At 52.6% G+C, this 22,151-nt stretch carries 19 protein-coding genes and 1 rRNA gene; 5 read left to right on the top strand and 15 right to left on the bottom strand.

The annotated features are described in order from the left end of the window. Positions 1-38: 38 nt before the first annotated feature. The 7 genes from L4174_RS14540 to cysG all read right to left on the bottom strand — a co-directional run bounded on the left by L4174_RS14540 (position 39) and on the right by cysG (position 9,203). Positions 39-1,590: ribosomal RNA gene (locus tag L4174_RS14540) — 16S ribosomal RNA — on the bottom strand. A 707-nt stretch (positions 1,591-2,297) separates the two neighbouring features. Then, positions 2,298-3,041 carry a 3'(2'),5'-bisphosphate nucleotidase CysQ gene (cysQ, locus tag L4174_RS14545; protein WP_248144880.1) on the bottom strand — a complete coding sequence of 248 codons (744 nt, stop codon included), beginning with the start codon at positions 3,039-3,041 and terminating at the stop codon, positions 2,298-2,300. Positions 3,042-3,056: 15 nt separating this feature from the next. Beyond that, a complete protein-coding gene (cysC, locus tag L4174_RS14550; protein WP_248144879.1) occupies positions 3,057-3,674 on the bottom strand; it encodes an adenylyl-sulfate kinase in 618 nt (205 codons plus the stop codon). 24 nt (positions 3,675-3,698) lie between these two features. Continuing rightward, positions 3,699-5,426, bottom strand: coding sequence for an SLC13 family permease (locus L4174_RS14555; protein ID WP_248144878.1), 1,728 nt, complete (start codon positions 5,424-5,426; stop codon positions 3,699-3,701). A gap of 6 nt (positions 5,427-5,432) precedes the next feature. Further along, complete coding sequence (gene cysN / locus L4174_RS14560; protein WP_248144877.1) at positions 5,433-6,857, bottom strand: sulfate adenylyltransferase subunit CysN; 1,425 nt, start codon at positions 6,855-6,857, stop codon at positions 5,433-5,435. A gap of 11 nt (positions 6,858-6,868) precedes the next feature. Continuing rightward, positions 6,869-7,777, bottom strand: a complete 909-nt coding sequence (cysD, locus tag L4174_RS14565; protein ID WP_248144876.1) for a sulfate adenylyltransferase subunit CysD — start codon at positions 7,775-7,777, stop codon at positions 6,869-6,871. A 13-nt stretch (positions 7,778-7,790) separates the two neighbouring features. Continuing rightward, positions 7,791-9,203 (bottom strand): siroheme synthase CysG, encoded by a 1,413-nt coding sequence (gene cysG, locus L4174_RS14570; protein ID WP_248144875.1) that lies wholly within the window; start codon positions 9,201-9,203, stop codon positions 7,791-7,793. A gap of 406 nt (positions 9,204-9,609) precedes the next feature. On the opposite strand from cysG, the gene L4174_RS14575 reads away from it, so the two are divergent. The 3 genes from L4174_RS14575 (at position 9,610) to L4174_RS14585 (ending at position 12,769) form a co-directional block, all read left to right on the top strand. Continuing rightward, a complete protein-coding gene (locus tag L4174_RS14575; RefSeq protein ID WP_248144874.1) occupies positions 9,610-11,565 on the top strand; it encodes a bifunctional 2',3'-cyclic-nucleotide 2'-phosphodiesterase/3'-nucleotidase in 1,956 nt (651 codons plus the stop codon). 90 nt (positions 11,566-11,655) lie between these two features. Continuing rightward, positions 11,656-12,231: a Crp/Fnr family transcriptional regulator gene (locus tag L4174_RS14580; protein WP_248144873.1), complete on the top strand. Its 576-nt coding sequence runs from the start codon at positions 11,656-11,658 to the stop codon at positions 12,229-12,231. A gap of 73 nt (positions 12,232-12,304) precedes the next feature. After that, complete coding sequence (locus L4174_RS14585; RefSeq protein ID WP_248144872.1) at positions 12,305-12,769, top strand: GNAT family N-acetyltransferase; 465 nt, start codon at positions 12,305-12,307, stop codon at positions 12,767-12,769. A gap of 39 nt (positions 12,770-12,808) precedes the next feature. Here L4174_RS14585 and L4174_RS14590 read toward each other — a convergent pair whose 3' ends face one another. After that, a complete protein-coding gene (locus L4174_RS14590; RefSeq protein WP_248144871.1) occupies positions 12,809-13,486 on the bottom strand; it encodes a LysM-like peptidoglycan-binding domain-containing protein in 678 nt (225 codons plus the stop codon). Between the two features lie 137 nt (positions 13,487-13,623). On the opposite strand from L4174_RS14590, the gene L4174_RS14595 reads away from it, so the two are divergent. Both L4174_RS14595 and L4174_RS14600 read left to right on the top strand, forming a co-directional pair. After that, entirely contained in the window at positions 13,624-14,244 is a 621-nt protein-coding gene (locus L4174_RS14595) for an FKBP-type peptidyl-prolyl cis-trans isomerase (protein ID WP_248144870.1), read from the top strand. Between the two features lie 176 nt (positions 14,245-14,420). Continuing rightward, complete coding sequence (locus L4174_RS14600; RefSeq protein WP_371929353.1) at positions 14,421-14,909, top strand: DUF2780 domain-containing protein; 489 nt, start codon at positions 14,421-14,423, stop codon at positions 14,907-14,909. 159 nt (positions 14,910-15,068) lie between these two features. Here the strand turns inward: L4174_RS14600 and L4174_RS14605 are convergent, their stop codons facing one another. From L4174_RS14605 to dusA, 7 genes are all read right to left on the bottom strand, one after another. Continuing rightward, entirely contained in the window at positions 15,069-15,830 is a 762-nt protein-coding gene (locus tag L4174_RS14605; RefSeq protein ID WP_248144869.1) for a phosphoadenylyl-sulfate reductase, read from the bottom strand. After that, positions 15,823-17,514 (bottom strand): assimilatory sulfite reductase (NADPH) hemoprotein subunit, encoded by a 1,692-nt coding sequence (gene cysI / locus L4174_RS14610; RefSeq protein WP_248144868.1) that lies wholly within the window; start codon positions 17,512-17,514, stop codon positions 15,823-15,825. Before cysI ends, L4174_RS14605 begins: the two co-directional genes overlap by 8 nt. Then, on the bottom strand, positions 17,514-19,334 hold the full coding sequence (locus tag L4174_RS14615) for an assimilatory sulfite reductase (NADPH) flavoprotein subunit (RefSeq protein ID WP_248144867.1): 1,821 nt from the start codon (positions 19,332-19,334) through the stop codon (positions 17,514-17,516). Before L4174_RS14615 ends, cysI begins: the two co-directional genes overlap by 1 nt. Before the next feature lie 155 nt (positions 19,335-19,489). After that, entirely contained in the window at positions 19,490-19,723 is a 234-nt protein-coding gene (locus L4174_RS14620; protein WP_036755575.1) for a hypothetical protein, read from the bottom strand. A 109-nt stretch (positions 19,724-19,832) separates the two neighbouring features. Beyond that, positions 19,833-20,489, bottom strand: coding sequence for a TIGR04219 family outer membrane beta-barrel protein (locus tag L4174_RS14625; RefSeq protein ID WP_248144866.1), 657 nt, complete (start codon positions 20,487-20,489; stop codon positions 19,833-19,835). A gap of 131 nt (positions 20,490-20,620) precedes the next feature. Beyond that, positions 20,621-20,869: an envelope stress response protein PspG gene (gene pspG / locus L4174_RS14630; protein WP_248144865.1), complete on the bottom strand. Its 249-nt coding sequence runs from the start codon at positions 20,867-20,869 to the stop codon at positions 20,621-20,623. A 235-nt stretch (positions 20,870-21,104) separates the two neighbouring features. Continuing rightward, positions 21,105-22,106 (bottom strand): tRNA dihydrouridine(20/20a) synthase DusA, encoded by a 1,002-nt coding sequence (gene dusA, locus L4174_RS14635; protein ID WP_248144881.1) that lies wholly within the window; start codon positions 22,104-22,106, stop codon positions 21,105-21,107. Positions 22,107-22,151 lie beyond the last annotated feature (45 nt).

A 22,151-nucleotide genomic window follows, 5' to 3' on the forward strand; every position in this document is an offset into this window, starting at 1 on the left:
ATCTGTGTGGACACTGCGTCAACAACGCAGTCTTTAGGTAAGGAGGTGATCCAGCCCCAGGTTCCCCTAGGGCTACCTTGTTACGACTTCACCCCAGTCATGAACCACACCGTGGTAAACGCCCTCCCGAAGGTTAAGCTATCTACTTCTGGTGCAGCCCACTCCCATGGTGTGACGGGCGGTGTGTACAAGGCCCGGGAACGTATTCACCGTGGCATTCTGATCCACGATTACTAGCGATTCCGACTTCATGGAGTCGAGTTGCAGACTCCAATCCGGACTACGACGTACTTTGTGGGATTCGCTCACTATCGCTAGTTGGCAGCCCTCTGTATACGCCATTGTAGCACGTGTGTAGCCCTACTCGTAAGGGCCATGATGACTTGACGTCGTCCCCACCTTCCTCCGGTTTATCACCGGCAGTCTCCCTGGAGTTCCCACCCGAAGTGCTGGCAAACAAGGATAAGGGTTGCGCTCGTTGCGGGACTTAACCCAACATTTCACAACACGAGCTGACGACAGCCATGCAGCACCTGTCTCAGAGTTCCCGAAGGCACCAAAGCATCTCTGCTAAGTTCTCTGGATGTCAAGAGTAGGTAAGGTTCTTCGCGTTGCATCGAATTAAACCACATGCTCCACCGCTTGTGCGGGCCCCCGTCAATTCATTTGAGTTTTAATCTTGCGACCGTACTCCCCAGGCGGTCTACTTAACGCGTTAGCTCCGAAAGCCAGTGTTCAAGACACCAACCTCCAAGTAGACATCGTTTACGGCGTGGACTACCAGGGTATCTAATCCTGTTTGCTCCCCACGCTTTCGCATCTGAGCGTCAGTCTTTGTCCAGGGGGCCGCCTTCGCCACCGGTATTCCTTCAGATCTCTACGCATTTCACCGCTACACCTGAAATTCTACCCCCCTCTACAAGACTCTAGCATGCCAGTTCCAAATGCGATTCCGAGGTTGAGCCCCGGGCTTTCACATCTGGCTTAACACGCCGCCTGCATGCGCTTTACGCCCAGTAATTCCGATTAACGCTCGCACCCTCCGTATTACCGCGGCTGCTGGCACGGAGTTAGCCGGTGCTTCTTCTGCAGCTAACGTCAAGGATGAGCACTGTTAATACTCACCCCTTCCTCACTGCTGAAAGTGCTTTACAACCCGAAGGCCTTCTTCACACACGCGGCATGGCTGCATCAGGGTTTCCCCCATTGTGCAATATTCCCCACTGCTGCCTCCCGTAGGAGTCTGGACCGTGTCTCAGTTCCAGTGTGGCTGATCATCCTCTCAGACCAGCTAGGGATCGTCGCCTAGGTGAGCCGTTACCCCACCTACTAGCTAATCCCACCTGGGCCAATCTTAGCGCGCGAGGCCCGAAGGTCCCCCGCTTTGCTCCGTAGAGATTATGCGGTATTAGCCATCGTTTCCAATGGTTATCCCCCACACTAAGGCATGTTCCCAGGCATTACTCACCCGTCCGCCGCTCGCCGCCCAGGACGTCCCCCGAAGGTTCAGTCATGTCGCTGCCGCTCGACTTGCATGTGTTAGGCCTGCCGCCAGCGTTCAATCTGAGCCATGATCAAACTCTTCAATTAGAATTTTGTTGCCTTTCCGAAGAAAAGCGGCTCAGTGATTACTGATAAATTGACTGTGCCGAAGCTCTAATGAAAGAACTTTCGATTTGGTCACTCAGTTCACTGATAAAATCTTTTTGACTGTATCATTGTCGAGTGCCCACACAGATTGCATGGTCAAATTGTTAAAGAACGTTGACTCAACGTTTATCTCGTTGGTCAGAGGCTGCGTATAATACCGAGCCTTTTTTCTTAGTCAAGAATTATTTTTAAAATAATTTTCAAAAACCTTCTTAACCAAGCCCTCACCAAGGAAAACATCAAAGTTTAAAGCTTTGAATCAACTCTCAAGTGAAGATGCGCATTTTGCAAAAAGAAAAAACACTGTCAACCAGATTTTTCTCTATTTTTGCGCTCCTTTCAGTTCACCACAAGTTATACACAAGTTACGAAGAACTTATTCAAACACTGTCGTGCCCTGTCAGTGAGGCGGCATTATAGGGCGTAATTCAGATGCAGCAAGTGTTTTTTTATTATTTCATTACGAAAGGCGATCTTTTAACCCGAACCAGCCAAAAAACACAGAAAAGCAGCAATAACGGTATACAGAAAGAAGACGACGCGTTTTGTACGAGTCCAGAGATGCTGATATTCCCGCTATATAGAGACTGATAAAGGAGAGGTTCAATACAAAAAAGTCCGCCGTGATACCCGGCGGACAGAGTCGATTACTTGTAAGAAACAAGAAAGAAAGGATTCAACAACTCCTCACGATGATATTGCAGGGGTGCGTCGTTCAATAAAGTGACCTTCGCGCCTGCACTTTCTGCGATACACTGCCCTGCAGCGGTATCCCACATCATGGTTGGTCCCAAACGCGGATAGAATTGTGCCCGTCCTTCAGCAACCAGGCAGAACTTCAGAGATGATCCCACTTCCGTCATCTTATGCTGGCCCAGCTTTTCCAAAAAGTCAGCCATATCCGGGCTGGGATGAGAGCGGCTTCCGACCACTGTCGGGACGGTTGCTTCTCTGGTTCGGATCGGTTCACGTCCGCCTTTTGTTTGCATCCAGGCTTGATGACTGTCGCCCAGCCAGGATTTATCCAGCGCCGGCGCATGGACAACCGCCAGTACCGGCCTTCCCTGCTTTATTAATGCAATATTCACGGTGAACTCTCCGTTTCTGCGGAGGAACTCTTTCGTTCCGTCCAGCGGATCCACCAGCCAGAAGGATTCCCAGTGTTGACGCTGTTCCCATTCGGTATGGGCCGACTCTTCAGAAAGAATGGGGATCTCAGGGGTCAGTTCTGACAAGTGACGAACAATCACTGCGTTCGCGGCCAGATCCGCTTCCGTCACAGGGCTGCTGTCTGCCTTTTCTTCAACCTGAACATTGCTGTGATAGAAATCCATAATGACTTGCCCGGCTTCCAGGGCAATCTGGTAAACAGACTCCAGTAGTGCGCTCACGCTTGACTCCTTGTCTTATATAATACGGCGTTGCTTTAACGCTTCCATGCACAGAGTGACCAGCGTATCCACTGATGTATCTCCCGCGTGAAGATGAATCTCTGGCGTTTCAGGCGGCTGATACTCCGAGTCGATGCCGGTAAAATCTTTAATCTCACCAGCCCGGGCTTTTTTATACAGACCTTTCGGATCCCGCTTTTCACACTCGGCTAATGGTGTATCAACAAAAACTTCGATGAACTCGCCTTCAGGCAAAAGATCCCTTACCAGTTGACGTTCAGCACGGTGAGGAGAAATAAATGCGGTCAAGACGATCAGTCCGGCATCCGCCATCAGTTTTGCCACTTCACCGATGCGGCGGATATTCTCTTTCCGATCCTCTGATGAGAAGCCGAGATCCTTACACAGCCCATGACGAACGTTATCACCATCCAGCAGGTACGTATGAAATCCCTGACCCGCAAGACGATTTTCCAATGCGCCAGCAACTGTCGACTTGCCTGCACCACTCAATCCGGTAAACCAGAGCACACAAGGTTTCTGATTTTTCAACTGAGCACGCTGTGCTTTATCTGTCTGGTGATTGTGCCAGACCACGTTTTCATTTTCATGGGATTGAACGACAGCGGTCATTGTACACTCCGTTGCTAAAACACATTAAAAAGGGAAAAACTGCGGGATCAGGGTCAGTACGACCGCTGAATACATAATAGAAAAAGGCAGTCCGATTCTCAGATAGTCACGCAGTTTGTAATTACCTACGGTGTAAACGAGCAGATTCGTCTGGTAACCATAAGGTGATATAAAGCTGGCGCTGGCCCCAAACAGAACGGCCATAATAAACGGCATCGGATCAACACCGTAACTCAGTGCCAGGCTATAAGCCAACGGGAATGATAAAGCCGCGGCTGCATTGTTGGTTACCAGCTCGGTCATCAGTAAGGTCAGCAGATACACGGCCACTAACCCGCCGTAAACACCCCAGCCGTTAAAAGATGTCATCATCAGGTTACCCATCCGCTCAGACAGGCCGCTGGTCAGCATTAACTGTGCTAACGATAATGCTGAACCAACAATGACAACAATATCGATTGGGAAGCGACGGCGAATTTCTGCAAAACTGATAATGCCGGTTGCCAGCAGAATCAGCAGATAACCAGCCAGTCCTTTGATCAACGGCAGAACATCCAGTAAAGCGGCTGCGATGACGGCAACGAAACCACCCAAAACTGCCATGCTTTTTGAACTGTCCAAACGGGCGCTGGAGTCCAGGCCATTAATCAGAACAAACTCGCGGTTCAGCGTTTGTTTTTTCTCCTGAAAGGTCTTCCCGGGAACAATCACCAGCGTATCTCCCGGATGCAGCTCAATATTGCCTAACCCACCCGCCAGACGTTCATGTCCGCGACGAATCGCAACCACAACAGCATCAAAGCGCTCACGGAACCGGACATCTTTGAGAGATTTACCCCGGATCCCCGCGGAATGACTGACAATCACTTCCATCATCGACTGACCATTCAGATGATGCTGGCCGAATAACTTTAACCCTTCAATTTCCTGCAGGGTTGTGACACTTTCGACGTCGCCGCAAAACAGCAGATTATCACCGGCGTGCAATACCGTATCCGGACAGACGGGCGCAATGGTTTGGCCATCCCGGATAATTTCAGCCAGAAACAGACGTCGCAGGGCACGCAAACCATTTTCTGCCACCGTTTTCCCGGCCAGCGGTGAAGTCTCAGTGATCCTGGCTTCCAGAAAATAAGGCAGTTCATCCTGATTGCTGTCGTCATAATTCGGCAGCAGGTGGCTCAAAGGCACCAGAACCGCCAGACCAGTCAGTAAAACCGCCAGCCCGATCATCGAAGGGGCAAAAAATCCCAGACTGGGTAAACCCGCATCTTCAACGAAGCTGTTAACGATTAAATTTGTCGAGGTACCAATCAAAGTCAGGGTACCGCCTAAAATGGCGGTATATGACAGCGGGATCAACAGGCGTGACGGCGCATGACGCTGATTGCGTTTTACCGCACCAATCAGTGACACCACCACAGCCGTATTATTGGTAAAAGAAGACAGAAACGCCGTCGACAGACCAAGTTTGGCAACGACCGACGTTTGACCTCCCTGAGAGATCTGGCGCCCGACCCAACTGATCAGGCGCGTTTTTTCCAGTGCAATAGAAACAAGGATCAACAAAACCAGAGTCAGCAACGACGCATTCGTGAAGTTACCAGCCAGGGTCGACAGCTCGATCATCCCGGTTTGAAAGCCGACAAAAGCCGCGCCTGCGAACAGAAATGCAGGTTTAATCCTGGTGGTGATCAGACAGGTAATGATCACCACCAGCATGGCAAGTACCAGGGCTTGTTCCCATGCCATAGGCAGTTACCCCAGCAACTTACTGAGATCTTTGGCACCCCAGTGCGGGAAGTGCTTACGGATCAGGGCATTCAGTTCGACTTCAAACGCACTGTAGCCGTGCTGAGCCGGTGCCGATTCTGCCAGTGCTTCTCTCACCATACCGGCACCCACAGTCACATTGGTCAGACGGTCGATCAGAATGAAGCCACCGGTGTCAGCGCAATCCTGATATGAATCAATCGCAATCGACTCATTCAGCGAAACTTCACACAAGCCGATCCCGTTCAGGGGCAGCACATCTGTAATGAAGGTTTCCAGATTGTTGATATCTACCTGATGACGAATCGCACTCACCAAACCCACCGTTTTCTTACCTGCGACTTTGATGTCGTACTGACGGCCGGATTCCAGTGGCGCCTCAGCCATCCAGACAATATCAGCCAGAAGCTGGTTACTCAGCGGCACTGTATCTTCCGCGTGAACAATAGTGTCACCACGGCTGATATCAATTTCGTCGTTCAGCGTCAGCGTGATTGCCTGACCTGAATGCGCTTCAATCAGATCACCATCGAAAGTGACAATGCGGGCAACGGTTGATGTCTTACCGGACGGCAGCACTTTCACGGCATCTCCGACTTTGACTGTGCCTGAAGCCAGTGTGCCGGCGAAGCCGCGGAAATCCAGATTCGGACGGTTCACATACTGAACCGGAAAGCGCAGTTCGCCATCATCTTTCTTATTAACTTCCACGTCTTCCAGTAATGACAGCAGCGACTCCCCCTGATACCAGGGCGTCTGTTCACTGAGCGTCACAACGTTATCTCCGTCCAGTGCAGACAGGGGCACCAGCTGGATGTTGATATCCGCATTCAGTTTTTCTGCGAATGCCAGATAGTCATCGCGGATCTGCTCAAAACGCGCTTGCTCGAAGCCCACCAGATCCATTTTATTCACGGCAACCACGAACTGACGGATCCCCAGCAGGCTGGCGATATAAGAATGACGACGGGTCTGATCCAGCACGCCTTTCCGGGCGTCGATCAGAATCACCGCCACATCACAGGTTGAGGCACCGGTCGCCATATTGCGGGTGTACTGCTCATGTCCCGGCGTGTCGGCAATAATGAATTTGCGTTTCTGTGTCGAAAAATAACGGTAAGCAACATCAATAGTGATGCCCTGCTCACGCTCCGCCTGCAGGCCGTCCACCAGCAAAGCCAGATCCGGTTTGCTGCCCGTGGTGCCTACTTTCTGGCTGTCCGCATGAATTGCCGCCAGTTGATCTTCATAAATCTGCTGAGAATCATGCAGCAGACGGCCAATCAGCGTACTTTTGCCATCATCGACTGAACCGCAGGTCAGGAAACGAAGCAGAGACTTGTTCTGGTGCTGATCGAGATAGGCTTCAATGCCCAGCTCAGCCACTTGTTGTTGAATTGCACTGTTCATGTCCCGACTCCTTAGAAATAACCCTGACGTTTCTTCAATTCCATGGAACCAGACTGATCGTGGTCGATCGCCCGTCCCTGACGCTCACTGGAGGTCGCGACCAGCATTTCTTCAATGATTTCCGGCAGAGTACCAGCCTCAGATTCAATCGCGCCGGTCAGCGGGTAGCAGCCCAGCGTACGGAAGCGCACACTCTTCTGCTGGACCTCTTCGCCCGGACGCAGTTTCATACGGTCATCATCGACCATGATCAGCATACCGTCGCGCTCAACGACAGGACGTACCTGAGACAGATACAGCGGCACAATCTCAATGCCTTCCAGATAGATGTATTGCCAGATATCCAGCTCGGTCCAGTTGGACAGCGGGAACACACGGATACTTTCGCCTTTATTGATCTGCCCGTTATAGGTCCGCCACAATTCAGGACGCTGGTTCTTCGGATCCCAGGTATGGTTTTTGTCACGGAAAGAATACACACGCTCTTTCGCACGGGATTTCTCTTCGTCACGACGGGCACCGCCGAAGGCAGCATCAAAGCCGTATTTGTTCAGTGCCTGCTTCAGGCCCTGAGTTTTCATGATGTCCGTATGCTTGGAAGAACCGTGCTCAAACGGGCTGATTCCCATCGCAATCCCTTCCGGATTTTTGTGAACCAGCAGGTCAAATCCGTATTTTTTTGCTGTAGCATCGCGAAACTCGATCATCTCGCGGAATTTCCAGTCAGTATCGACGTGCAGCAACGGGAACGGAATTTTTCCCGGATAAAAAGCTTTACGGGCCAGGTGCAGCATCACCGAAGAATCTTTACCGATGGAGTACATCATCACTGGGTTATCGAACTCAGCGGCGACTTCACGGATGATATGAATACTCTCCGCTTCGAGCTGCTTAAGGTGGGTAAGGCGTTTCGGATCCATCTTTCTCTCCATGTTAAGCCAGGCTCACGACAGCGGGGTGTGGTTGCCCTTGTTGTTCCTGCTTTCCGAACCAATGTAATTTCTGCGCGAGGTTCACCACTTCACCCACCACAATGAGTGACGGTGATTCCGCGTGCTCTGCCAGCTGAGCCAGTTCACTCAGCTGACCTTTGTAAATTTTTTGCGATGCCTGTGTGCCTCTCTCAATGATAGCGATCGGCGTTTCTGCTGCCCGGCCATGTTCAATCAGCTGTTGCTGGATATGACTCGATTTCATCAGGCCCATATAGATCACCAGCGTCTGCTTGCCGCGCGCCAGTGTTGACCAGTCGAGGGTATCGCTGTCCGGCTTGGTGTGACCGGTAATAAACAGGGCACTCTGAGCGTAATCGCGATGTGTCAGCGGAATACCGGCATAGGCGGTCGCGCCGGCAGCAGCGGTAATTCCGGGTACGACCTGGAACGGAATCCCGGCATCGAAAAGCACTTCCAGTTCTTCACCACCGCGGCCAAACATGAAAGGATCACCGCCTTTGAGGCGCACGACTCGTTTCCCCTGACTGGCATATTCCACCAGCAGACGATTGGTTTCTTCCTGAGGCACACTATGGAAACCAGCACGTTTGCCCACGCATACCAGCTCAGCATCGCGACGGACCAGATCCATGATTTCATCAGAGACTAAATAGTCATAGAGCACCACATCGGCCTGCTGCATCAGCTGCAGGGCACGCAGTGTCAGTAAACCTGCATCTCCCGGACCCGCACCAATCAGGGCCACCTGGCCCTGCGTGGCAACGTGCTGGGACTGACGGATCAGTTCTTGCTCGGCTTCCTGCTCTCTGCCTGCCGCAACCAGTTCCGCAAAGCGACCATCAAAGGCCTGCTCCCAGAACAATCGGCGTGCCGTCAGGCTTTGAACGGTATTTTTCAGGCGATCCCGGAAATTTCCCGCCAGTGACGCCATTTTGCCGAGGTGCTGAGGCAGCAGTGCCTCCAGCTTCTCCCGGACCAGACGGGCCAGCACCGGCGCTTTACCAGAAGAGGAAATCGCAACAATAATCGGGGAACGATCGACAATCGACGGGACGATAAAACTGCAGCGCTGGGTGTCATCCACCACATTCACCAGTACCTGGCGTTGATTGGCAGACTGGTACACCAGTGCATTGATGGCTTTGCGATCCGTTGCTGCGATCGCCAGGAAGATGCCGTCGAGATGTTCAGGCGTAAATTGATCAGCCAGAAGCGTCACCTGACCGTTTTTGACCGCCTGTTGAAAATCTGCATTCAGCTCAGGAGCAATCACACGGACGTCGGCACCGGCTTTCAGCAGCATCCGGGTTTTACGCCAGGCCACTTCTCCACCACCTACTACCAGGCATGGACGACGCTTTAAATCGGCAAAAATTGGTAAATAGTCCATAGTCGCTGCTCATACTCGCTGTAATTAACAGCACTATAGACGGGGCAAGATATTACCTGAAATTCTAAAATTTCATTTTTTATTCCCAAAAGTTTAGCTTGCTCTACTTTCAGGAATTTCAGGAAGCATGGGCATGGTTTCGGCCTGAGAGATGGGGTAACACCCTATAAAACAACTCTTTTTTCGGCTCAACGCTTACGGTGATTGCTTATCTTATGCCTTTCTGTTCTAACGCTGAGGTACTCCTGAGGCGAGCTCCGTGCCGATCAGAGCCGCCCACATCTTCAACAGGTTACATCTGCAGCAAACGAAACTCGTGTCACATATCTGACAAGCACTTGCAATTCAGGAACTGTATTTTTGCTACCTTTAGCGCGTTCCTATTGTTCATAACACGGTGAAAATCATGCCCTTAAGAGCCAAACCACTTTCCATCGCCGTACTGGGTGCCCTGCTGACTACGGCAGGTCCTGCACTGGCAGACACCATTCAGCTGCGTATCCTCGAAACAACTGACATTCACGCCAATGTCATGGACTACGACTACTACAAAGATAAGGCCACAGAGAAAACCGGTCTGGTACGCACTGCAACGCTTGTCGAGCAAGCCAGAAAGGAAGTGACCAACAGTGTGCTGGTCGATAACGGCGACCTGATTCAGGGCAGCCCGATGGGCGATTACATGGCCGATAAAGGGCTTAAAGGCGGTGATGTTCACCCCGTATATAAAGCCATGAATCAGCTGAATTACGAAGTGGGGAACATCGGAAACCACGAGTTCAACTATGGCCTGGACTTTCTGAAGACGGCCCTGTCCGGGGCAAATTTCCCGTATATCAATGCCAACGTTTATGACCTCAAGACAGGCAAAAACCTCTTCAAGCCATACCTGATTAAAACCTACCGCCTGAAAGATACAGACGGGAATGAGCATGACATCAAAATTGGCTACATCGGTTTTGTCCCGCCTCAAATTCTGATCTGGGATAAAAAGAACCTGGAAGGCAAAGTCGAAGCGAAAGATATTAAGCAGACCGCTGAATTTTTTGTGCCGAAGATGAAAGCCGAAGGCGCGGATGTGATCGTGGCAATCCCCCACTCAGGCGTCTCTGCCGACCCATACCATGCCATGGCAGAAAACTCGGTGTACTACCTCACCGAAGTCAAAGGCATTGATGCCATTGCCTTTGGTCATTCTCATGCCGTGTTCCCGAGCAAAACTTTCGCCAGCCTGCCGCAGACTGATCTTGCCTCCGGTACCATCAACGGCGTGCCGTCGGTCATGCCGGGCCGCTGGGGCGATCACCTGGGCGTGATCGATCTGGTGCTGACGCAACAAAACGGAAAATGGGCAGTGACACAAGGCCAGACCGAAGCCCGCCCGATCTTTGAAAACGGCAAATCTCTGGTGGCAGCCGACCGCAAATTGCTGGCAGCCGTCGCCGATGACCATAAAAATACCCGTAGCTTCGTCAATCAGCCGATCGGTAAAGCCAGCGATGTGATGTACAGCTATCTGGCACTGGTTCAGGATGATCCGACCGTGCAAATCGTCAACATGGCACAGAAGGATTATGTGGAACGCTTTATTCAGGGCGATCCGAATCTGGACGGAATTCCGGTTCTATCGGCAGCGGCGCCGTTCAAAGCCGGTGGCCGGGCCAATGATCCGGGCAACTACACCGAAGTAGAAGCCGGTCAGCTGACTTTCCGTAATGCAGCCGATCTTTATCTTTATCCGAATACCCTGGTCGCCCTGAAAGTGACCGGAAAAGAAGTCAAGGAATGGCTGGAATGTGCTGCCGGCCAGTTCAATCAGATTGACCTGACCTCCAGTGCCCCGCAGTCGCTGATCAACTGGGAAGACTTCCGCACCTATAACTTTGATGTGATTGACGGCGTTCAGTATCAGATTGATGTATCACAACCCGCACGGTATGACGGTAACTGTCAGCTGATCAATCCAAAATCAGAGCGCATCAGTCAGCTGACGTATCAGGGGAAAGCCATCGACCCGGCGCAGCCATTTATGATTGCCACCAACAATTACCGGGCTTACGGCGCGAAATTTGCCGGGACCGGTGAGCAGTATGTCGCCTTCTCGGCCCCGGATGAAAACCGCACCGTTCTGGCAAACTACATCAGCCGGGTCAGTAAAGACAAAGGACAGGTCGTACCAAGTGCCGATAACAACTGGCGTTTTGCCCCGCTGAAGAGCGCAACCAAGCTGGATATCCGCTTTGAAACCTCGCCAAGCACCAAAGCCAGCGACTTTATCAAAGTGAAAGGCCAGTATCCGATGAAGCAGGTTTCAACCAACGCTGAAGGCTTTGCGGTTTACAGGATTGATCTGCAAGGCTGAGTCTGACCGCTCACCTCATTGAATACCGCGACACCTGTCGCGGTATTTTTTGATAAGCTTTCATTAAACCATCACCAACGACGCACCATCATGACCTCACCACTTGCGCAATTTCTTGAACTGCACGGGGCCGATCCGGCCACCATTGAACAGGCTTTAAATCTGGCTGAAACGCTGGAGTTACCGACCCGGCATATTCTGATCAATCAGGGTGAACTGGCAACTCAGGCCTTTTTCCTGCTCGACGGCCTTTGTCATGCCTGTTATCTCACGGCGGAAGGAGATGCGATCACCCGTGACTTTTACTGGGAACAGGAACTGCTCATCGGCTTTGAAAGCCTGCTGACGGAAGAAGGCTCACCTTATCTGCTGGAAACGCTGTCGGCCTGCCAGATCCTGACGCTGCCCACAGAACTGATCCTCAGCTGGCGTGCACACTGCCCTGAGCTTTATATCGCGCTGACTGAAAGACAACTGCTGTTCCGGGAGCAAAAAGAACAATTCATGCGGCTTTACAGTCCGGCCCGACGATATGCGTTATTCACCGAAAGCCTGGGAGAACTGGCCAGTGCAATTTCCGAACCGCAACTGGCTTCCTTTCTGGATCTCTCCCTAAATCAGCTCAGCAGTCTGAAACGGCACCTGCATAAACCATCATCTCAGTAATCCGGGGATTGCATCGCCAGCCGTCACCCCATATTCTGATTGATGATAAATGTATTGATAAAAAGGACAGAGGATGCAATGGCAATGCCTTGGGTTTGACCAGCTCACGACGGATCAACTTTATGACATCTTGAAACTCCGGGTCGATGTGTTCGTGGTGGAGCAGAACTGTCCTTACCCGGAAATTGACGGCCACGACCGAGTTCAGGGCACCTACCATGTCGTCGCTTATGAAAATGGCATGCTGATGGCTTACCTGAGACTATTACCGGCCGGATTGACTTATGACTGTGTCAGCATTGGCCGGGTGATCACGTCAGAAGCTGCAAGAGGCCGGGGGTTGGGCAGCGAACTGCTCCGTCAGGGACTGGCTTACGCCGAGCAACTGTGGCCGGGAGAGAACATTGAGATTGGTGCACAGTCACACCTGCAAAGCTATTACCATCGCTTTGGCTTCACCGTCTTTTCCGAAGAATACCTGGAAGATGGGATCCCTCACATTGATATGCGGCTGACCAAAAATCAGCCCGCCGTCTGAGATCAGCCCCGGCTATTCAAGAAATAACCGGGGCTGTGATTATTGGCCGCGGGCAAAACTGCCGTCTGAGCGACGGAAGAACATCACCGGATCGCCGCTGCGGCTTTCAATCTGCAACACATCCAGATCGCCATTGGACCGTTGTTTGTAACGCATCAGCTGACCCGATTTGATCTGGCTCAGCGGCTTATCTTTCCCTTCAATGGCCGCAATCGCGTACAGATCCGTCAGCGGCAGGGAGCGGGCACGGAAAATCGTCGCCAGAGTTTCGCCCTGCTTCACTTCATAGCTCTGCCAGCCTGCCGATACCGACGAAGTCACCTGAGTCTGAGGCTGCTCAATGGATGAACGGCCGGGCTCCGGACGGACCGGTGATGGCGGTTCCGGGCGCTGGCCGACCGGTAAACGGGGCGCTTCTCCAAGGTTCAGATCCACTTCCTGACGAACCGGCTGGTTGCCGGGAATATTGAGTTCAGGTTCTGAAGCAGGCAGCAGCAACAGGATGAAGACAACCGGTACCAGCACCATGAGTGCTCTGCGGTGAAACACAGGCAACAGCTGCCAGTAAGGTGCAATATGCTGTCTGGCCATCTGCCATTTCGCCTGACACGCCGCACGCCAGTTCAGATCGCCGAGCCGGTTTTTCCATTCTGCCCACGGCACCTTGGGCTGTGCCAGTGCTGTTTTTTTCCTGTTACGGCGTTTCGCTTGTCCCATAACAACTACTCTCCATCACTCTGCGCCAAAACTTCGGGATCACGCTTTGTTGCGACCCCTGTTCACAAAAGTTTACCCCTGAGGGCTGAAACTGTTATCCTGCCCGCTTAATTCACTCGACATAAAGAGACGACACTATGTCTGACGTTAAACTAGATACAGTTGAAACTAAAGCGAGCTACGGTATTGGTCTGCAAATGGGCCAGCAGCTTGCTCAAAGCGGCCTGGAAGGCCTGAACGTTGCTGCTATCGCCAAAGGCATCGCAACCTCGCTGACTGGTGACATGCCAGAAATTCCTGTCGACGAGATCAACAACGCGCTGCGTGACCTGCACACCCGTGCGGAAGAAGCTCGTCAGGAGCAGGCAAAAGCCGCTGCAGCTGAAGGCGAAGCCTTCCTCAAAGATAACGCACTGCGCCCTGAAGTAACAGTCACTGACTCTGGTCTGCAGTACGAAGTTCTGGTTGAAGGCAACGGCGAAATCCCAACGTCTGACAAACAAGTCCGTGTTCACTACCACGGCGAACTGACTGACGGCACTGTGTTCGACAGCTCCGTAACCCGCGGTCAGCCTGCAGAGTTCCCGGTTACCGGCGTTATCGCTGGTTGGGTTGAAGCCCTGCAAATGATGCCTGTCGGCTCGAAGTGGAAACTGTACATCCCGCAAAACCTGGCCTACGGCGAGCGTGGTGCCGGTGCAGCGATTCCTCCTTTCGCAGCGCTGGTCTTCGAAGTTGAGCTGCTGGACATCCTGTAAGTCCTGTCGCCTTCTCAGAAAAAACGGTGCTTCGGCGCCGTTTTTTTGTCTCATATCAATCACATGCCCTGACAATAAACTGACAAAGTGCCCTCTTTTTTCTTTTCCCGTCTACGCTTAGAGTAGCTGTGGCTTCCCCCGCGGGAAAACCTGATAACGATTCTAAGGAGAACACTATGATCCGAGCTTTAGTCCAACGCATGTGGCTGGTTGCGTTACCTTTAATGGCCACTCTGGCCATCACCCCTGCTGCCCACGCCTTCAGTCTTTCCGACATTTTCGGCGGCGGTGACGACAAAATGGAAGCACTGGCCGACAACCCCCTTGCCAGCATGCTCACCGACCAGCTGGGCGTCAGCACTGAACAGGCTGCGGGCGGTGCCGGTGCACTGCTGTCCATGGCTGCCAGCCAGTTGAGCGGCGATCAGGCTTCTGAGCTGACCAAACTGATCCCCGGTTCCGAAAACCTGATGGATGCGATTCCGGCAGGTCTGGGCGGCATGCTGAACAACATGGATGCGCTGGGCCCGGTATTCACCGCTTTAGGCTTGGACGCAAGCATGATCAGCCAGTTTGTTCCGATTATCACTCAATTCCTGGGCACCCAGGGCGCCAGTGCGGGCCTGATTGATACCCTGACCAAAATCTGGACACCTGCTGGCTAACTGACCCAAGTCAGACAACGGGCGAGCGTAACGAGTTCACTCATTTCAGCTGTCAGACGCAGGTCAATTTTCTGATTCTCAAATAAAAAAAACCTGACCGGTTTCCCGGTCAGGTTTTTTCATATCTGCAATGTAAAGTATGACGGTTCAGGCTCGGACTTAAATACCGGAACCATCGCTCTCCACGTCATTTTCGTGCAGGCCGCATTCCCGTTTCAGACCGAAGAAGCGCGTGTCTTCTTCTTTCATTCCCGGTTCCCACTTCGCCGTGGTATGCACATCGCCCATTGAGCGGTATCCCTGCTCTCGCAGCGGGTGATAAGGCAAATCATGCTTCATCAGATACGCATCAATATCCTGCTCGGTCCAGTCGATCAGCGGCAGAAACTTGAACTTCCCATTCTGAATCGCCAGTACCGGCAGTGTTGCACGGGAGGACGACTGCTCACGGCGCAGACCGGAGAACCAGGTATTCACCTGCAGCTCATCCAGCGCACGGCGCATCGGCTCCACCTTGTTGATCTTATTGTATTGCTTGATGCCTTCCACACCCTGCGTCCACAACTGACCATAACGGGCTTCCTGCCAGGCCGGATTCAGTTCAGCACGATAAACCTTCAGGTTCAGCGACAAGCGCTCAGTCAAAAAATCAATGAACTGATACGTTTCCGGGAACAGATAGCCGGTATCCGTCAGGATCACCGGAATATTCGGTGATTCCTGCGTGACCAGATGCAGCATCACAGCAGACTGAATGCCGAAACTGGACGCCAGCGCATAATTGCCGTCAAGAAATTCCAGCGCCCAGCGAACCCGCTCCCGGGCGGTCATCTGCTCCAGCTCGGCGTTAATTTCCGCCAGCTGAAGGATCTGCTCAACTTTCGTTGCATTCAGCAGATCCGCCAACGCATATTTAGGCATAAAAATCCCTCACAGAGACCTCAACCGGAGCGATGATGCCAGCGCGAATGGTGAAATCACCAAACCCTTCACCGGCTTCCCGCTCAGTCGCCCAGCGGCCGACCAGTTGGTCTAACTCAGTCATGATTTCATCAACCGTGATGTTTTCACGGTACATCTTCGGAATACGCGTCCCGTTTACATTCCCGCCCAGATGCAGGTTGTAACGGCCCGGCGCTTTACCCACCAGACCAATTTCTGCCAGCATGGCGCGGCCACAGCCGTTCGGACAGCCGGTGACCCGCAAAATGATGTGCTCATCCTTGCTCAGACCATGTTTTGCCAGCAGAGCTTCGAAATCAGTGACGAAATCAGGCAGGAAGCGCTCGGCTTCGGCCATCGCCAGCGGACAGGTCGGCAGCGACACACAAGCCATCGAATTCTGACGCTGAACGCTGACACCGTCGTCGATCAGGCCGTGAGCACGGGCGATCTGCTCGATCGTCGCTTTGTCTTCCGGCGCCACACCGGCAATAATCAGGTTCTGGTTAGACGTCATGCGGAAATCCCCTTTATGGATCTTCGCAATCTCAGCCACACCGGTTTTCAGCGGCTTGTCCGGATAATCCAGCAGACGACCGTTTTCAATAAACAGCGTCAGGTGGTACTTCCCATCAATGCCATTGACCCAGCCAAAACGATCGCCACGGCCGGTAAATTCATACGGGCGGCTTTCTTCGAATGCCACACCCGCACGTTTCTCAACCTCAGCTTTGAACACGTCAACACCCACACGATCCAGCGTGTACTTGGTTTTCGCATTCTTCCGGTTTGAACGGTTCCCCCAGTCACGCTGCGTGGTCACAACGGCTGCGGCAACATCCAGAGTTTTCTCCAGCGGCACAAAACCGAAGTCGTCAGCACGGCGCGGATACGTCGCAGTGTCGCCGTGCGTCATCGCCAGACCGCCGCCAACCAGCACGTTAAAGCCGACCAGCTGACCGTTTTCCGCAATCGCGACGAAGTTCAGGTCGTTCGCGTGAACATCCACATCATTCTGCGGCGGGATCACGACCGTGGTCTTGAATTTACGCGGCAGATAGTTCGAGCCCAGAATCGGCTCTTCATCTTTATGGCCTTCCAGCTTCTCACCATTCAGCCAGATTTCCGCGTAGGCGCGGGTTTTCGGCAGCAGATGCTCACTGATTTTCTTAGCCCACTCGTACGCCTGCTGGTGCAGCTCAGACTCAACCGGGTTCGAGGTACACAGAACGTTCCGGTTTACGTCCCCGGCGGTCGCAATCGAGTCGATGCCGTAGTCGTTCAGCGTCTGATGCATCAGTTTGATGTTCGGTTTCAACACACCATGAAACTGGAACGTCTGGCGGGTGGTCAGACGGATACTGCCGTACATGGTTTTGTCCTGCGAGAACTGATCAATCGCCAGCCATTGTTTTGGCGTAATGATCCCGCCCGGCATCCGGGCACGCAGCATCACGTTATGCAGCGGTTCCAGTTTCTGCTTCTGACGCTCAGGGCGAATATCGCGGTCGTCCTGCTGATACATACCGTGGAAACGGATCAACTGGAAGTTGTCTGCGGTAAAGCCACCGGTAATGCGGTCCTGAAGATCCTCTGCAATAGTCCCGCGCAGGAAGTCACTTTCGCGTTTCAGACGTTCGTTATCGGACAGTTTCTCAGTCATTAGTACACATCCTTCTGGTAGCGTTTGGCTTTACGCAAATCATTCAAATATTGCTCTGCATCTTCACGGCTCTTGCCGCCCTGCTGCTCGGCCACAGTGATCAGTGCTTCATGCACGTCTTTGGCCATCCGGTTCGCGTCACCACAGACATAAAGATGGGCGCCATCCTGCAGCCATTGCCATACTTCCGCCGCGTTCTCCAGAATGCGGTGCTGGACATAAACTTTTTCTTGCTGGTCACGGCTGAAAGCCACGTCCAGTCGGGACAGAACACCGTCTTTCAGGTATTTCTGCCATTCCACCTGATACAGGAAATCATCCGTAAAGGTGCGATCGCCGAAGAACAGCCAGTTTTTCCCTTCTGCGTCACGGTTATCCCGTTCCTGGATAAACGCACGGAAAGGTGCAATACCCGTTCCCGGACCAATCATGATCACCGGCGTATTATCATCAGCCGGCAGTTTGAAGTTGTTGTTGCCTTCCACGAAGACCCGGACATTCGCGCCTTCTTCCAGGCGGTGGGCCAGATAACCGGAGGCCCCGCCGAAGCGGCTTTCTTCGCCCTGCTGGTATTCCACCAGACCGACTGTCAGATGCACTTCCTCACCCACTTCCTCCTGGCTGGAAGCAATGGAGTACAGCCGCGGCGTCAGACGGCGCAGCAAACCTTGCAGCTGTTCGGCCGTCAGCTCAGTTTTCTTCTCAGCAAAGACATCAATCACCTGAGTGTTCGCCGCGTATTCGCGCAGCTTGTCTTTGTGTTCCACCAGTTTCAGCAGTTTTTTGCTGCCGGACAGTTCAGCGAATTTGGTCACCAGTTGCGGGTTGGCAGCCGTGATTTCATATTTGCTGACCAGTGCGTCTTTCAGGCTCAGGGTTGCACCGTCCACCTCAACACTTGCATCAGCGCTCAGGCCAACCTTGGCGGCCAGAGCTTCAGCCAGTGCCGGATCATTGTCATACCAGACACCCAGTGCATCACCCGGCTGATAGGTCAGGCCGGACTCAGCCAGGTCAATCTCGACATGGCGAACATCCTTGCCTGAATCACGGCCCGTGATCTTCTGGCTCAGCAGCAGCTCAGCCGGATACGGATTTTGCTTGTTGTACTGAGAAACGGCCGCCTGCGCACTCTGCCCGACCGGCAGTTGCACCACTTCCGCATCACCGCCGCCCAGCAGTTCGTCTTTGATGGATTCCAGCGCCTTGGCACGCCATTCGGCAGCAGGTGCATCGTAATCCACATCACAGTCGATCCGATCCACAAAAGGTTTGGCACCCAGCTTGCTCAGATAGCTGTCGAAGTCTTTTGCCGTCTGGCAGAAAAATTCATAACTGGAGTCGCCCAGACCCAGCACGGCGTAGTTCAGGTTCGGCAGCTTCGGTGCACGCTTGGACTGCAGAAATTCATGCAGTTCCATGGCGTCATCCGGAGCTTCCCCTTCACCGTGGGTGGAAGCGACAATCACCACATGCGTTTCTTTGGTGAGGTTTTTGCCTTTATAGTCACCGGATGCAAATACATCCGCCTGAATACCGGCTGCAACCGCTTCCTCCTTCAGCGCCTGAGCCACGCCTTTGGCGTTCCCGGTCTGAGAGGCATAAATAATGGTCAGTTTGCCAGCCGGTTTGGCAGCCACCGCGGCCACAGGCTGACCGGCAGGCTGCTGACCTGCCGACTGGGTTTGACTGAGTCCCCAAAAATAACCGCTGATCCAGGCCAGCTGCTGGGATGACAGTTCTGCGACTGCCTGTTGCAACTGACCAATCTGCTGATCATTGAGAGGGCTGGCTAAAGCCGAGAGTTCCTTAAGTAACATGACACGACGATCCCTTTACATTGCGTAATGGGTAGATTAGCTATTCGACGAAATAACAAGAAAGAATAGATAAGAATGTTTTATAACTTTTTGGAAGAGAGAATCAGCAGAGAAGAAGAAAACGTGCCCAATCCGGAGACTGGGCAACACAGAGATCAGAAATGATCAGCGATCCGGACCTGATGGAAACCGACTTCAAACGCCCGCTCAGTGGCGGTATCAATGTCCCGGTAGCACTTTTCACTGCCAGCACCGTCGGTCAGGGTGACAAAGCCACCTCGGCGATGACGAAATTCCACCACCCAGCCGTTTGCCTGGAGAGATGGCTCAATAACCGCTTCTACAATTTCACTGTTGGCGTATAAACGCTGTAACTCGGTAATTGTCATCGGCCTGATTCCTGCGTGATTGCCCTTTTAAACATGGCTCATAACTGGAAAAACAGGCAACAAAAAAGCCATGCAAGAAGCATGGCTTTTTTCAGCATTGATAGGTCGATCAGAAATCGACTTCGACACCGGCAAAGAAACCGTCCAGTTTCACTTTGCCACCCAGCGGGTTGTTGATCGCGTCAAAATCGTAATCCATCACACGGTAACCACCGCGCAGGTTCAGATCGGCTGCTACCAGCGGAATCGTGAACTTCAGACCGGCTTTTGCATCCAGCGTGCTGGTGCCGTCGAATTCACCCACGTTACCTTCAGCAAAGGCAGTCAGCGGTGTCATCGGGAAACCAATCTCGACATTCCCGTAAACAGCAGGCTGCCACTCATCGTCGAACGTCTGAATATGGCCCTGAGCATTGTATTCACCATTGGTGAATTTGATCAGAGATACACCCACATCGACAGAAACCAGATCGTTATCCAGGATCTCGTAATAAGCAGTCAGGTCTGTTTGTTTAAATGCCACTGCATCCGCTTCGATATTGGCATAAGCAATTCGCGCATTTGGAATCAGTGGAACAAAATGTTCAAACGAGGCGTAGAACGAAGGAACTGTGTTATCGCCACCGTCTACAGCGTCGTTAATTTCAGCACTGCTAAACCACGCATCCGCGCCCACAGTACCGCCTAACAGCATATCAGCCTGGGCTGGTACAGCTGTCGCCAGCGCCACTGCTACGGCCGCTGCTGAAAGCATCGTTTTTTTCATTTTTGAGTCTCCGCTCGTTATCTTTTGCTTTGCTTTTGCTGCGCCAGACTATACCAGATGCTGTTTAAGAAAACCGCATTTCGTCAATGAGAATCAGGGATTTGGGTCAAGCTCACTTTTTGAACACGCTGTTATTTGCGTCTATGCATATCGCGATAACGACCGCTGCGATACGGGTTATCCCGACGTGCATTTCGATAGATCCAAACGCCAATCGCAATCAGGATAATCCATGGCAACAGCTTGATGACCACCCCCAGCAAACCTGCCAGCGCCATCACCACAAATCCGGCCGCGATGGCAACCATCATGCCCAGCAGACTGACACCCGTCATCACCAACACACCGGCAAATACCAGCAGAAATAAAATTTCAACCATTCCAATCTCTCCATTTACACCAGAAATTCTCAGACAGAACACAGTTCACCATGTTTCTGAGGATGATAATACAGATAACTTAGCAGGTTTCGGGCCAACCTCCCGAATTGAATCAAATCTTTATCTATCAAGCAGATACAAAAACGCCGCAACCCGAGGCTGCGGCGTCTTCAGCACAGATTAGCGAATTTCACCAGACCCTTCGGTTAAATTCACCAAATCGCTTTCATCCGGATCACACATCCAGATGTGCAGGAATCTTGTCCAGCGCCTGCTGTACCACCTCAATGCCTGCGCCCGGTTTGTGGGCATTCTCACTGATATGGCGACGCCACTGGCGTGCACCCGGCATATTCTGGAACAATCCCAGCATGTGGCGTGTGATATGGCCCAGATAGGACCCGTTCGCCAGCTGGCGCTCAATATAAGGATACATGGCCTCGACCACTTCGCGGCGCTTCTTGATTGGGCGATCACAACCAAAAAGCTGCTGATCCAGTTCGGCCAGCATATATGGATTCTGATACGCCTCGCGACCCACCATGACACCATCCAGATGTGCCAGATGCGCTTCAATCTCGGCCAGTGTTTTGACACCGCCATTGATTGCCATCGTCAGATGCGGAAAGTCCTGCTTCAGCTGATACACACGCGGGTAATCCAGTGGCGGAATTTCGCGGTTTTCTTTCGGGCTCAGGCCACTCAGCCAGGCTTTACGGGCATGAATGGTGAAATTGTCGCAACCGCCTTTCTCAGACACAGTGCCGACAAAATCAACCAGGAACTGATACGAATCCTGCTCATCAATCCCGATCCGGGTTTTCACCGTCACCGGAATATCGACCACTTCACGCATGGCAGAAACACACTGTGCCACCAGATCCGCCTCGCCCATCAGACAAGCACCAAAGCGGCCGTTCTGAACACGGTCCGACGGGCAACCCACATTCAGGTTCACCTCATCATAACCGCGATCCTGCGCCAGCCTGGCACAATGCGCCAGATCCGCCGGATTCGAACCACCCAGCTGCAATGCCAGCGGATGTTCTTCCTCGTTATACGCCAGAAAGTCGCCCTTGCCGTGAATAATGGCCCCGGTGGTCACCATCTCGGTGTACAGCAGCGCATGCTCAGACAGCAGCCGGTGGAAGTAACGGCAATGGCGGTCAGTCCAGTCCAACATGGGTGCGACGGAGAAACGGCAAGTCGGGTATTGAGTAGGGTTTTCAGGTTTCATCATGGCTTACTTACGATCTGGATACTGTATATATATACATGAGTT

This window comes from Photobacterium sp. CCB-ST2H9 (assembly GCF_023151555.2).
Classification (GTDB): Bacteria; Pseudomonadota; Gammaproteobacteria; order Enterobacterales; family Vibrionaceae; genus Photobacterium.